This is a genomic window from Pseudomonas sp. PDM27 (assembly GCF_019219205.1).
In the GTDB taxonomy this organism is placed as follows: domain Bacteria; phylum Pseudomonadota; class Gammaproteobacteria; order Pseudomonadales; family Pseudomonadaceae; genus Aquipseudomonas; species Aquipseudomonas laurylsulfatiphila.
Genome location: NZ_JAHUWF010000017.1, coordinates 12,006 through 25,415, shown reverse-complemented (window position 1 = coordinate 25,415; position 13,410 = coordinate 12,006). Strand labels below are relative to the sequence as shown.

Here is a 13,410-nt window from a genome sequence, read left to right as displayed (position 1 = left end):
CCTTTGCTGACTTCGATGGGATGACCGCTTGACGCGCTGAGCAAGTCAGTCAACCCACATCGAAGTTCTTGAGAATACCTCCCACAGGCCCCATCGTGGATTTATCCGCGATGGGGCCTGCAACCGCGTAGCAACGGGCGGCCGGCAGCAAAAGCATCAAACCGCCAGGATAAAGTCCGCCTGATCGATACCTGCGCTGCTGACCCCGACAAGGCGAATGGAGTCCACGCCGATCCCGATCACCGTGTCCGCCCCATCAGCCGCAATGCTCACGTTGGCAGCGAACGTCTCGCTGTTGATCCCCGTCCCCGCAATATTGAGCAAGTCCTGCCCTCCGCTCGGATTGAGGTCGAAGTCCTGGATCGAGTCGTTGCCAAAGCCTTCGGCAGCAAACATGAAAGTGTCGTTGCCGAGACCGCCATAGAACGTGTCGTTGCCCTGCCCGCCGAGGAACAGATCGTCACCCGCACCGCCGACCAGCGTGTCGTTGGCCAGACCGCCCAGCATCCTGTGGTTTGCCGCCGCGGCATCGTAGGCCAGTTCACTGCCACTGCCCTCGGCGTTCGCCTGCAACCCCGCCGCCGCGTATTGGCCATTCAGCGCGATCTGCGCCGCCTGCGCACCGTCGCTCACCATCAGCAGGCCGCCGGTGCCTGTGTCATTCGCTGCATAAGTGATCTGCGTATCGGCGCCGAACGCCACATCGCCAAAGTCCAGCTTGTCACCTGCGGCAAAACCGCTGACGCTGCCACTGAACGCCGTCGACACATCGAGCTTGAGCGTGCCTGCCGCGCCGCTGTCGAACGTCACATGCTGATCGGAGGCCGCACCGAACTCCAGTATCGCCGAACCGCTGATAGTCGCGATTCCCGCGCCTGCGGCATCACCATGGATGGTGACATTGCCATCGTTCGCCCACAGGTTACCGCTGTTAACCAGCGCACTTTCAATCACCAATCCGCCGCTGCCGCTGGCTTGCAGCACTCCCGTGTTGGTGACGGCGCTACTGCCGGTATCGATCACCAGCGCATTGACGCCGCTGGCAAGGATCAGGCCCGAGTTGACCAGCATCATCTGCCCCGCGCCCAACTGGCCGGCACCCGAGATGGTGTTGTCGGCATTGGTGAGCACCGTGTCCGCGCTGCCACCAAAAATCACGTTTTGCGCGTTGTCGGATAGCAGCACCTGGCCGCCACCGGTCAAGGTCGCGCCACGGAACAGAATCTCAAGGCTGGTCTCGTTGCCGCTGGAGTCGAGCTCGATGGTGCCGCTGTTATGGATGCTGCCACCGAACGGCATGATCGCGCCGTCGGCAATGGTGAGGGTGCCGGCGTTGTTGGTGAGCGGATCGACATCGAACTGGAAGTTCGCTTCACTCAAGTTCGCGGCATCGACACCTTTCAGGGTGACCGTCTGACCCGAGCTTATGCTGACCAATGCATTGCCATTGGCGTCGTTAGTGATACTCAAGTCAGCAAAGCCGGTGACGCCCGTGAAGCCGATCATGTCGATCTTGTCTGCCGTGGCATCGAAACTGTAGATCTGATTGTTGCCGATCGGCTGGGCGAAGACGAAGGTGTCGGTACCGGACGAACCGGTCAGGTTGTCGTCAGCGGACAGGGCGAAGATCGGCGTGTCGGGGGCAAAGGCCTCGACGTTATTGAATACATAGGAACTGCCCACACTGCCGTCGGCGTTAGTCCAGGTCATGTTGATGTGGAGTACCGCAGCGCCCGCGAAGCCTTCTGGTGTTGTCACGGTCAATGCTCCGGGATCGCTGGTCTGCACGGTCCAGGTGCCGTCGCCGTTGTTGATTCCGGCGTTTAGAGTCCAATTTGACGGAACGTCGGCAATTGTGACAACAAAGCTATCGCTCAGGCCTGCCGATGGATCAGCAATCGCAAGGTTAATTGCTTCTCCGGACACTCCCGCAGGGTAAGTCAGGCTAATGCTAGTTGCAGCACTCACGTTGCCTGCCGCGTCCATAGCCGTGACAAATAGCGTCTTGGTACCCGTAAACTTGCCAGCCAAATCAATATTGGCGAATTGACCGCCGGTATTGGTCGTTCCGGTCCCAATTTCTGTGTCGCCGGCGCCAAACACGCCATTGCCATTGTCCAGGTAAACCTTAATGAATGAATTAGCTTCGGCGCTCCCTGAAAGCTTATGGTTTGTACCGGAGTTGTTGTAAGTCAGCCCAGTCGGTGAAGCTGGCGGTGTTGTATCAATCGTAGTTTCAACGACGTTCTGCACGTTTACCGTAATCGTCTGCGTATCGATTCCGCCACTGGCGTCGGCCACCTGAACATCCACAACGTAGGCGTTGTCGCCATCGGTACCACCGACATCCTGGGGACTCTCGTAATCGGGCGCCGAATTGAACGTCAGCACCCCATTCGAACTGATCGAGAACTTGCTGAAGTCCGTCCCGGCCGTATTCAGGATCGAGTAGCTCAGCGTCTGCGCTGGTAGATCAGCATCGGTCGCCGCCACTGTCGAGACCGCCGTGGTGTTCTCCGCCACGTTGATCGAAGCCGTCGCACCGCCACCGTTGGAAATGATCGTCGGTGAGTCGTTGCTGCCGAGGATATTCACGGTGACCGAAGTGAGGGTGCCGTCGGCACTGCTCACCGCGAAGGTATCGGTGTAGGTGGTGCCGGCGGCGAACTCGTTGTGCGCGGAGCTGGTGACGTAGGTCCAGGCACCGCCGGTTCCGATGGAGAACTGGCCATAGCTGCCGGCGGTGTTGGTTTGGGCGACGAAGGTGGCGGCGCTGTCGACGTCGCTGATGGTCAGGGTACCGGTGGTGGAAATGTCGACGGCGGCATTAGTCTCGGTGAGGTTGGCGATGTCGGCGGACAGCACGGCCGCATCGTTGGTGCCGAGGATATTCACGGTGACCGAAGTGAGGGTGCCATCGGCACTGCTCACCGCGAAGGTATCGGTGTAGGTGGTGCCGGCGGCGAACTCGTTGTGCGCGGAGCTGGCGACGTAGGTCCAGGCACCGCCGGTGCCGATGGAGAACTGGCCGTAGCTACCGGCGGTGTTGGTTTGGGCGACGAAGGTGGCGGCGCTGTCGACGTCGCTGATGCTCAGGGTACCGGTGGTGGAAATGTCGACGGCGGCATGGGTCTCGGTGAGGTTGGCGATGTCGGCGGACAGCACGGCCGCATCGTTGGTGCCGAGGATATTCACGGTGACCGAAGTGAGGGTGCCATCGGCACTGCTCACCGCGAAGGTGTCGGTGTAGGTGGTGCCGGCGGCGAACTCGTTGTGGGCGGAGTTGGCGACGTAGGTCCAGGCACCGCCGGTGCCAATGGAAAACTGGCCGTAGCTGCCGGCGGTGTTGGACTGGGCCTGGAAGCTTTCCGGGCTGTCGATATCGCTAATGGTCAGGCTGCCGCCGGTGGTCAGCGGAGCATTGGTTTCGCTCAGCGTAACGCTGGCCGAGGACAGCACGGCGGCGTCGTTGCTGCCAGTGACGATGATCGTCACCAACTGGGTGTCGACGCTGCCCAGGCCGTCGCTGACCTGCACGCTGAACACTTCGTTGTGACTTTCTCCCGCCTTCAGTGACTGCACTGCACTGGCGACCCCATTGGTGCCATTGGCCAGGGTGTAGGTCCACTGGCCGCTGTTGTCGACGGCGATCGAACCGTAGGTGCCGGTTGGCGAGCCATTGATGCTCCAGGTCGCCGTGGCGTCGTGATCGATGTCGGCCGAACTGAACTGGCCGGTCACGCTGAGCGTGGTGTCTTCCTGCGCCGCGCCGGCATCATTGCCCGTTGCGAAACTGAGTACGGGTGCGTCGTTGCTGCCGGTGATGGTGACGGTCACCTGCTGGGTGTCGACGCCGCCCAGGCCGTCGCTGACCTGCACGCTGAACACTTCGTTGTGACTCTCGCCCGCCTTCAGCGCCTGCACTGCACTGGCCACCCCATCGGTGCCATTGGCCAGGGTGTAGGTCCACTGGCCGCTGTTATCGACGGCGATCGAGCCGTAGGTACCGGTATTTGACCCGGCAATGCTCCAGGTCGCCGTGGCGTCGTGATCGATGTCGGTCGAACTGAACTGGCCTGTCACGCTGAGCGTGGCGTCTTCCTGCACCGCGCCCGCATCATTGCCCGTCGCGAAACTGAGTACGGGTGCGTCGTTGCTGCCGGTGATGGTGACGGTCACCTGCTGGGTGTCGACGCCGCCCAGGCCGTCGCTGACCTGCACGCTGAACACTTCGTTGTGACTTTCTCCCGCCTTCAGCGCCTGCACCGCACTGGCCACCCCATCGGTGCCATTGGCCAGAGTGTAGGTCCACTGGCCGCTGTTATCGACGGCGATCGAACCGTAGGTGCCGGTTGGCGAGCCATTGATGCTCCAGGTCGCCGTGGCATCGTGATCGATGTCGGTCGAACTGAACTGGCCTGTCACGCTGAGTTTGGTGTCTTCCTGCGCCGCGCCGGCATCATTGCCCGTTGCGAAACTGAGTACGGGTGCGTCGTTGCTGCCGGTGATGGTGACGGTCACCTGCTGGGTGTCGACGCCGCCCAGGCCGTCGCTGACCTGCACGCTGAACACTTCGTTGTGACTCTCACCCGCCTTCAGCGACTGCACTGCACTGGCAACGCCATCGGTACCGTTGGCCAGCGTGTAGGTCCACTGGCCGCTGCTGTCCACGGCGATCGAGCCGTAGGTGCCGGTTGGCGAGCCATTGATGGTCCAACTGGTCGTGGCGTCGTGATCGATGTCGGCCGAGCTGAACTGGCCTGTCACGCTGAGCGTGGCGTCTTCCTGCACCGCGCCCGCATCATTGCCCGTCGCGAAACTGAGCACGGGTGCGTCGTTGCTGCCGGTGATGGTGACGGTCACCTGCTGGGTGTCGACGCCGCCCAGGCCGTCGCTGACCTGCACGCTGAACACTTCGTTGTGACTTTCTCCCGCCTTCAGCGCCTGCACCGCACTGGCCACCCCATCGGTGCCATTGGCCAGGGTGTAGGTCCACTGGCCGCTGTTATCGACGGCGATCGAACCGTAGGTGCCGGTTGGCGAGCCATTGATGCTCCAGGTCGCCGTGGCGTCGTGATCGATGTCGGTCGAACTGAACTGGCCTGTCACGCTGAGTTTGGTGTCTTCCTGCGCCGCGCCGGCATCATTGCCCGTTGCGAAACTGAGTACGGGTGCGTCGTTGCTGCCGGTGATGGTGACGGTCACCTGCTGGGTGTCGACGCCGCCCAGGCCGTCGCTGACCTGCACGCTGAACACTTCGTTGTGACTCTCACCCGCCTTCAGCGACTGCACAGCACTGGCAACGCCATCGGTGCCGTTGGCCAGCGTGTAGGTCCACTGGCCGCTGCTGTCCACGGCGATCGAGCCGTAGGTGCCGGTTGGCGAGCCATTGATGGTCCAACTGGTCGTGGCGTCGTGATCGATGTCGGCCGAGCTGAACTGGCCTGTCACGCTGAGTTTGGTGTCTTCCTGCACCGCGCCCGCATCATTGCCCGTTGCGAAACTGAGCACGGGTGCGTCGTTGCTGCCGGAGATGGTGATGGTCACTTGCTGGGTGTCCATACCGCCCAGGCCATCGCTGACCTGCACGCTGAACACTTCGTTGTGACTTTCTCCCGCCTTCAGCGCCTGCACCGCACTGGCCACCCCATCGGTGCCATTGGCCAGCGTGTAGGTCCACTGGCCGCTGTTGTCCACGGCGATCGAGCCAAAGGTGCCGGTATTTGACCCGGCAATACTCCAAGTGGCGGTGGCATCGTGATCGATGTCGGCCGAGCTGAGCTGGCCAGTCACTCTGAGCGTGGTGTCTTCCTGCACCGCGCCGGCATCATTGCCCGTCGCGAAACTGAGTACGGGCGCGTCGTTGGTGCCGGTCAGGGTGATCATCACCGTCTGCGCCACCGAGGTCGCGTTGCCCGTCCCGCTGTTGTCGCTGGCCACCACGGTGTAGGAGAAGCTGATGGTTTCACCGGCGCTCAGGAAGTCCAGGTTCTCGCTGCTGCTGTAATTCCAGCCGGCCTGATCGACCGAGAAGCCGGCGACCAGCGCCGCGGCTTGCGCCGCACCGAGGGTGCCGCCACTCCAGGCGATGTCGTTGTTGGCGGTCTGGCTGACCGTCACGATGTCGTTGCTGTCCAGATCGGCAAAGCTCAGCGCTCCGCTGTCGCTCAGCGTGGCTGCGCCATTGCCTTCGGTCATCGCCCCGGTCGTGTCGTCGATGCTCAGCGTCGGCTGGTCGTTGGTGCCGGTCAGGGTGATCATCACCGTCTGCGCCACCGAGGTCGCGTTGCCCGTCCCGCTGTTGTCGCTGGCCACCACGGTGTAGGAGAAGCTGATGGTTTCACCGGCGCTCAGGAAGTCCAGGTTCTCGCTGCTGCTGTAGTTCCAGCCGGTTTGATCGACCGAGAAGCCGGCGACCAGCGCCGCGGCTTGCGCCGCACCGAGGGTACCGCCGCTCCAGGCGATGTCGTTGTTGGCGGTCTGGCTGACCGTCACGATGTCGTTGCTGTCCAGATCGGCAAAGCTCAGCGCCCCGCTGTCGCTCAGCGTGGCTGCGCCATTGCCTTCGGTCATCGCCCCGGTCGTGTCGTCGATGCTCAGCGTCGGCCGGTCGTTGGTGCCGGTCAGGGTGATCGTCACAGCCTTGGTCACCGTCGCCCCGAAGTCGTCGGTCAGCGTCACCGTGAACACTTCGGTCTTGCTCTGGCCCTCGGCCAGGTACTGCGCCGCGCTGTTGTTCAGCGTATAGGTCCAGCCCACGCTGCCCGCCGCGTCGCCCGTGCTCTCGTCGCTCACAGTGGCCACCAGCGTACCCAGCGCACCGGACGGCGCGCTCACGCTGGCCACATGGGCGTCATCGGCCAGGTCCACGTCACCGAAGGTGAAGCTGCCGCTGGCCACCGTGGTGCCGTCTTCGGCCACCGCAGCGCTTTCGACTTCTGCCGCCGTCACCGTCGGCCCGTCGTTGGTGCCGGTGATGGTGATAGTCACATTCTGCGTTGCCGACGAACCATGACCATCGCTGATGGTGACCACGTAGGTTTCGGTAACTGTCTGTCCCTGGGCCAGGTACTGCGCCGCCACATTGCTCAGGTTGTACGTCCATTGCACCGAACCGTTGGCCGCGTTCGCGGCTTCGCTCACCGGCGAGAGCACGAACGTACCAAGATGAGTAGCGTTGCCCGCCACCGGTGCGAACGTCGCCATGTGCGTGTCACTCAGGTCGACGTCGTTGAACACAATCGTGCCGCTGGCCGTCAGCGAGTCGGTCGCGCTCGCGGTGGTGTCGGCGTCTTCGGTCACCGTGCCGGCCTGCGGGCCGAGGCTGATCGTCACACCATCATTCACGCCCGAGAACTGCACTGTCGCGGTGGCCCAACTGAGCGTGCCGTTGCCCAGACGTATCGCATAGGTAAAGCTGTCCGTCAGGACATCGCCAGCAGCAAGCGCCTGGAGTTGCGCCTTGAAAGCAGGGGTGAAAGTAGCGGCGTCGTAGCCGACCTTACCGTCCGGGGTGATCCAGATCCTGGCCCCATTCAAACTGGTGTCAGAACTCATCGCCTCAGCCCTCGCCGTATCCTGGGTCAGGAGGTCGGCCGGAGCAGAAACCTTGGTGGCAGTAGAAAGACTGTCCGCGTTGTCGAGTGACCAGAGTGTCTTCGCGTTACCGCCGAGGTCATTGGACATGACGTCCCAATACACGACCCCCAGCAGATTTTCAGTGGTGGTGAAGACGTCATCCTTCGCCTGCGGCGTGTTGGAAAACGAGGTAACGGTTCCGCCGCTGGTAGTGGTGGTGCTAGCCATGTCTTTCTCCCAAGAATGTCACTCAGAGCAAAAAACCGCTGTGGGCCGCCAACAGCCGCAAGCCGATCCTCGCTCAACCCACAAACACTTCACTCCACCGGTACCAGCCGGCTGGCCAGTAGCTTCACGCCCACCCCGGCCCTGCCGCCCAGCGACTCAATGCGCACGATTTGTCCTCGCGCCTTGAACTTCATGGGGCCGCCGGGAGTGTCGAGCTCGATCTCGAAGTCAATCAAGCTACCCACCTGCTGCTCGCTATCGGTTTCGAAATACAAACCGGAGGCGCTGATGTCACGGGTGACACCGTTGCCCCCGCCGATCAGTTGCAGCGACAGGGTGACGTGTTCACGGGGCTCAATGCGGAGTGTGTCTTTCATGTCGGCAGTCTAAAAACCACCGCTGTTTATTACATGAGCGCGCTATCCCTTTTTTTCTGGGAGTCAATCACCCATCAAAACAGTGTTTTACGGGACAAATGTCATGGGAGGGGGGGGCTGCAGCGCTATTGAAAATACTAAGGACTGCAACGATTGCTATCATGATCAGCTAACACAACCCGCCTAAAGGGGCAGCGACACGCATGCCAATTCAAGTTCTGTTGGTAGCTCTACCGCTCGTGGCCTGGGGCCTTGAGCGTCTGGTGGAAAGCGCTCGACCAAGGTTGGCGCTGGCGGGTTCGGTGTCGTCGGTGGCGCAATACCTGCTTTCGCCGCACCAATACGCGCCGGATGTGGTGGTGCTGGACCTGGACAGCGAGGGCTGTATCGAGTCGCTGGCCGACTTGCACAGCCAGACCAAAGCCAGGATTCTGGTCGTGACAGGGTCGAGCGACGTGGCGCTGCATGACAGTGCGGTGCTGGCGGGCGCACGTGGCGTGGTGGATAAGCGGGAGCCGGCATCCGCATCAACATTGCTCAAAGCCATAGAAAAAGTGCATGAGGGCGAACTCTGGATTGACCGCAATGCGACCAGCCGTATCTTTCTTGAACTGGCACGCAATAAAGCCGAGCGCGATATAGACCCGGAGCAACAAAAAATCGCCAGGCTGACGCGCCGCGAGCAGCAAACCATTGCGTCGCTGGCCCGCGACCCCTCAGCGCCTGGCAAGTTGGTGGCCGAAAAGCTGCACATCAGCGAGCACACGCTGCGCAACCATTTGACATCGATCTACAGCAAGCTGGGCCTGACGAACCGCGTAGATCTGTACGCCTATGCACACAAGCATGGGCTTTCCACAGCCGACTGAGGACGGCGGCAACACGCCGCGCGTGTTACCGCAACCTGACCTTGTCCCGAAACTCCAGCACAGGACATTCGCCGATTCTTTCCAGACTTATCGAGAACCCGATCTACCCCACCCCTCTCCTGCGAGGCCGGCAAGATTCGCCATCGATCTGCATGACAGACCACTCCTGCAGTGGATCTTCACAGAACCCAACCTTTATCCTTGACGCCCCCCGCTGTCCCGAGTCCTGGAGTTTCGCCCATGCCCCATGAAGGCAACCTGCTACAAGCCGCTGTCGTATTCCTGATGGCGGCCGTGCTCATCGTTCCGTTAGCCAAGCGCCTGCAACTGGGGGCGGTCCTGGGCTATCTGTTCGCCGGGGTGATCATCGGCCCGTCGGTGCTGGGGTTGATCGACAACCCGCAAAGCGTCGCAAACATTTCCGAACTCGGCGTGGTGTTGCTGCTGTTCATCATCGGCCTGGAGCTGTCGCCGCGACGCTTGTGGGTGATGCGCAAATCAGTGTTCGGCGTAGGTCTGGCGCAAGTGCTGCTGACCGGCACGGTGATTGGCGTGGTGGCTTTGTGGTTGTTTGGCCAACCGTTGAACACCGCGATCGTCCTCGGTCTGGGCCTGGCGCTGTCGTCCACGGCGTTCGGCCTGCAAAGCCTGGCTGAACGCAAGGAGCTGACCAGCCCCCACGGGCGATTGGCGTTCGCAATCCTGTTGTTCCAGGACATCGCCGCGATCCCCTTGATTGCCATGGTGCCGCTGCTGGCCGGTGGCGATCACAGCACCAGCGTCAGCGAAAACCTGAACCACGGCCTGCAAGTGCTGGCCAGCATCGCCGTGGTGGTGATCGGCGGGCGTTACCTGCTGCGACCGGTATTCCGCGTGGTGACCAAGACCGCATTGCCGGAGGTCTCCACCGCCACGGCGTTGCTGGTGGTGATCGGCACGGCCTGGTTGATGGAACTGGTCGGTATTTCCATGGCCCTTGGCGCCTTCCTCGCCGGCCTGCTGCTGGCGGACTCCGAGTATCGCCATGAACTGGAAGCCCAGATCGAACCGTTCAAGGGCCTGCTGCTGGGCTTGTTTTTCATCAGCGTCGGCATGGGCGCGAACCTGAGCCTGTTGCTGAGCATGCCGGTCGCGGTGCTGGGCCTGACCCTGTTGCTGATCGCGATCAAACTGCCGCTGCTGTTTATCGTCGGTCGCCTGGCCGGAGGGTTGAAGAACGTCAGTGCGATCCGCCTGGGTATCGTGTTGGCGGCCGGTGGTGAATTTGCCTTTGTGGTGTTCAAGATCGGTCGCGATCATGGGCTGTTCACCGCCCAGCTGTCTGACTTGCTGGTGTTGACCATCACCCTGTCCATGGCCGTGACGCCGCTGTTGCTGCTGGTTTGCGCACGCCTGGTCAGCCCGAAAGTGCAACCGGTGGAAGTACCGGAGAAGTTCCGTGAAATCGACACCGACGCACCACGGGTGGTGATCGCCGGCATGGGCCGCATGGGCCAGATCGTTGCGCGAATCCTGCGCGCACAGAACATCAAGTTCGTGGCCCTCGACACCTCGGTGGAAACCATCGAACTGTCCCGCAGCTTCGGTGGCGTGCCGGTGTTCTACGGCGACCCGATGCGCCCGGAAATCCTCAGCGCGGCCAAGGTCGGCGAAGCGGAGTTTTTTGTGATCGCCACCGACGACCCGGACACCAACATCAAGACCGCCGAGCTGGTGCGCAAGCTCTATCCGCATATGAAAATCATCGCCCGCGCCCGTAACCGTCAGCATGTGCACCGGCTGATGGACGTCGGTGCCCACGCCGTGCGCGAGACCTTTTTCTCGAGCCTGGAAATGAGCCGGCAAACCCTGATCGGCTTGGGATTGACCCAGGCCCAGGCCGATGCGCGGATCAAGCGTTTCAAGCAGCACGACGAAGAGGTGCTGGAAGCCCAGCACGCGGTGTATGACGACGCGGTGAAAGTGATGCAGACAGCGCAGGAAGCGCGGGTGGAACTGGCCAGGTTGTTCGAGTCGGATCAACTGCAGGAGCAGGCGGGCAAGAAATGAGGTGACCGTGAAGGCCTCTTCGCGAGCAGGCTCGCTCCCACATTGGATCTTTGTCGCTCATACGCTCTTCTGTGGGAGCGAGCCTGCTCGCGAAGAACGATAACGCGGTGTGACGGAATAACCACAATTTCAAAGGAATCCACCATGGCTGACGAATCCTCCCCCGCCCTCAAGGAAATCTTCAACACCGAGCGCCTCCAGCACATCGCCACAGAAATGACGGCGGTGTACCCCGATTTTGACGACAGGAAATTCCTCAAGCTGGCCCAATCCGGCCTGGCAGACCTCAGCGTCATGCAGCGCATGGCCCGGGTCAGCGAATGCCTGCATGCAGTGTTGCCGCTGGACTATGAAGCATCGCTGCAGGTGCTGCGCGCCCTCGCCCCGCGCCTGAACAGCGGTTTCGTCAGCATGTGTCTGCCGCACTACGTCGCCCGCTACGGCGCCCATGCGTTCGAGCAGTCGATGGACGCACTGAAGTACTTCACCGCTTTCGGCTCTTCGGAATTCGCGATCCGCCATTTTTTGCGCAGCGACCTCGAGGGTTCGCTCAAGCTGATACACGAGTGGTCACTGGATGCCAACGAACACGTACGACGCCTGGCCAGTGAAGGTTGCCGCCCACGCCTGCCCTGGTCATTCCGCCTGGAACCCGTCCAGGCCGACCCGACACTCGCCGCGAAAATCCTCGACAACCTCAAGGCCGACACCAGCCTGTACGTGCGCAAGTCCGTGGCCAACCACCTCAACGACATCACCAAGGACCACCCCGACTGGGTGCTGGACCTGATCGAAGGCTGGTCGCTGGACAACCGGCACACTGCATGGATCGCCCGGCACGCCCTGCGCAGCCTGATCAAACAGGGCAACCAGCGGGCACTGGCGATCATCGGTGCCGGTGGCAAGCCTGAAGTCGAGATCGTCGATGTGAAAGTCGAACCGCCGGTGATTGGGCTGGGAGAAAAGATCACCCTGTCGTTTGCCATTAGATCCACCGTTGAAAGCAGCCAGCGCCTGGTGATCGACTACGCCATCGATTACGTCAAGGCCAACGGCAGCACCTCGGCGAAGGTCTTCAAGCTCAAGGCGCTGACACTGCCCGGCAACGCCAGCGAAGCCGTCAGCCGTGGGCAGCAGATCAAGGAACTCACCACCCGCCGGCATTATGCGGGGCGCCATGCGGTGCATGTCATGGTCAATGGCGAGCGGTTGGCCAGCACGGCATTTGAGATTCTCGGTTAAACCATCCGATCAATTGTGAATGTTACGACGCCTTCGCGAGCAGGCTCGCTCCCACAGGGGGTAGAGTTGCCACATACTTTGCGAACGACGCTAAACCAGTGTGGGAGCGAGCCTGCTCGCGAAGGCGGCAGTTCAGGCACCGCCTAACAACAACCCCTGCTCCCGCTCACACAACTCCACCACATAATCCCAAAGCACCCGCAACCGCACCGATTTGTGCAACTCCCGGCGAGTGCTGATCCAGTAACTGCGCTGGATGCTTTCATCCGGCAACAGCGGCACCAGCCCCGGATCGGCACTGGCCATGTAGCACGGCAACACCGCGATCCCCAGGCCTGAGCGCGCAGCCTGCTGCTGGGCGATCACGCTGGTGCTGTGAAACACCACCTGCGGGTTACGGCAGAAGCTGTTGAGGAACATCAGTTCCTGGCTGAACAGCAGGTCGTCGACGTAGCCGATCCACGCATGACGCCCCAGGTCCTCGCGACTGCGCAACGGCGGCGAACGATCGAGGTACTGCTGGCTGGCATACAACGCCAGGCGATAGTCGGTGAGTTTGCGGGTGACCAGCATGTCGGCGGCCGGGCGCTCGAGGTGGATGCTGATTTCCGCCTCACGGTTGAGGATGCTGACAAACCGCGGCACCGCCACCAGTTCCACTTCCAGCCCCGGATAGCGCTCGAACAAGCCGTTCATGCGACTGGCGAGGAACATGATGCCCAGGCCTTCGGTCACCCCGACGCGGATCTTGCCCAGCGGCGCAGTGGATTGGGTGATTTCCTCCTGGGCCAGCAGCGCCACGTTCTCCATCGCCTCGGCGTGTTTAAGCAACGCCTCGCCCGCCGGGGTCATCTCATAGCCCTGGGCATGCTGGACGAACAACGCCGTACCGAGGCTCTTTTCGATGGCCTCGATGTGCCGCGCCACGGTGGCATGGGTGGTGTTCAAGCGCCGGGCAGCCGTGAGTAAACGCCCGCTGCGCTGCAATTCGAGAAAAAACCGCAGGTCATTCCAGTCGAACATGAAGCGTCCTTGTTCGTTGCCGTTCGGGATGCTGTTTAAAAACG

The 13,410-nt window shown here is 61.8% G+C and carries 6 protein-coding genes; 3 read left to right on the top strand and 3 right to left on the bottom strand.

Annotation, left to right across the window (positions count from 1 at the left end):
- Positions 1 to 156 precede the first annotated feature (156 nt).
- Together KW838_RS26860 and KW838_RS26855 are read right to left on the bottom strand one after the other, a co-directional pair.
- Positions 157 to 7,806 (bottom strand): VCBS domain-containing protein, encoded by a 7,650-nt coding sequence (locus tag KW838_RS26860; RefSeq protein ID WP_218504087.1) that lies wholly within the window; start codon positions 7,804 to 7,806, stop codon positions 157 to 159.
- A gap of 89 nt (positions 7,807 to 7,895) precedes the next feature.
- Entirely contained in the window at positions 7,896 to 8,183 is a 288-nt protein-coding gene (locus KW838_RS26855; protein WP_218474468.1) for a PilZ domain-containing protein, read from the bottom strand.
- A gap of 311 nt (positions 8,184 to 8,494) precedes the next feature.
- Between KW838_RS26855 and KW838_RS26850 the strand changes: the two genes are divergently transcribed.
- The 3 genes from KW838_RS26850 to KW838_RS26840 all read left to right on the top strand — a co-directional run bounded on the left by KW838_RS26850 (position 8,495) and on the right by KW838_RS26840 (position 12,343).
- The gene (locus tag KW838_RS26850; protein WP_371317893.1) at positions 8,495 to 9,052 is read left to right on the top strand and encodes a LuxR C-terminal-related transcriptional regulator; all 558 of its coding nucleotides are present in this window, start codon (positions 8,495 to 8,497) and stop codon (positions 9,050 to 9,052) included.
- A 240-nt stretch (positions 9,053 to 9,292) separates the two neighbouring features.
- Positions 9,293 to 11,101: a monovalent cation:proton antiporter-2 (CPA2) family protein gene (locus tag KW838_RS26845; RefSeq protein ID WP_102702614.1), complete on the top strand. Its 1,809-nt coding sequence runs from the start codon at positions 9,293 to 9,295 to the stop codon at positions 11,099 to 11,101.
- A gap of 144 nt (positions 11,102 to 11,245) precedes the next feature.
- A complete protein-coding gene (locus KW838_RS26840; RefSeq protein WP_218504085.1) occupies positions 11,246 to 12,343 on the top strand; it encodes a DNA alkylation repair protein in 1,098 nt (365 codons plus the stop codon).
- Positions 12,344 to 12,475: 132 nt separating this feature from the next.
- On the opposite strand, the gene KW838_RS26835 is transcribed toward KW838_RS26840, so the two are convergent.
- Positions 12,476 to 13,366 (bottom strand): LysR family transcriptional regulator, encoded by an 891-nt coding sequence (locus KW838_RS26835; protein WP_218504084.1) that lies wholly within the window; start codon positions 13,364 to 13,366, stop codon positions 12,476 to 12,478.
- Between the last annotated feature and the right edge of the window lie 44 nt (positions 13,367 to 13,410).

Bases quoted from the DNA above. Each gene is read 5' to 3' on its own strand.
- KW838_RS26835 (WP_218504084.1), bottom strand. From the start codon at position 13,366: ATGTTCGACTGGAATGACCTGCGGTTTTTTCTCGAATTGCAGCGCAGC.
- KW838_RS26860 (WP_218504087.1), bottom strand. From the start codon at position 7,806: ATGGCTAGCACCACCACTACCAGCGGCGGAACCGTTACCTCGTTTTCC.
- KW838_RS26840 (WP_218504085.1), top strand. From the start codon at position 11,246: ATGGCTGACGAATCCTCCCCCGCCCTCAAGGAAATCTTCAACACCGAG.
- KW838_RS26845 (WP_102702614.1), top strand. From the start codon at position 9,293: ATGCCCCATGAAGGCAACCTGCTACAAGCCGCTGTCGTATTCCTGATG.
- KW838_RS26855 (WP_218474468.1), bottom strand. From the start codon at position 8,183: ATGAAAGACACACTCCGCATTGAGCCCCGTGAACACGTCACCCTGTCG.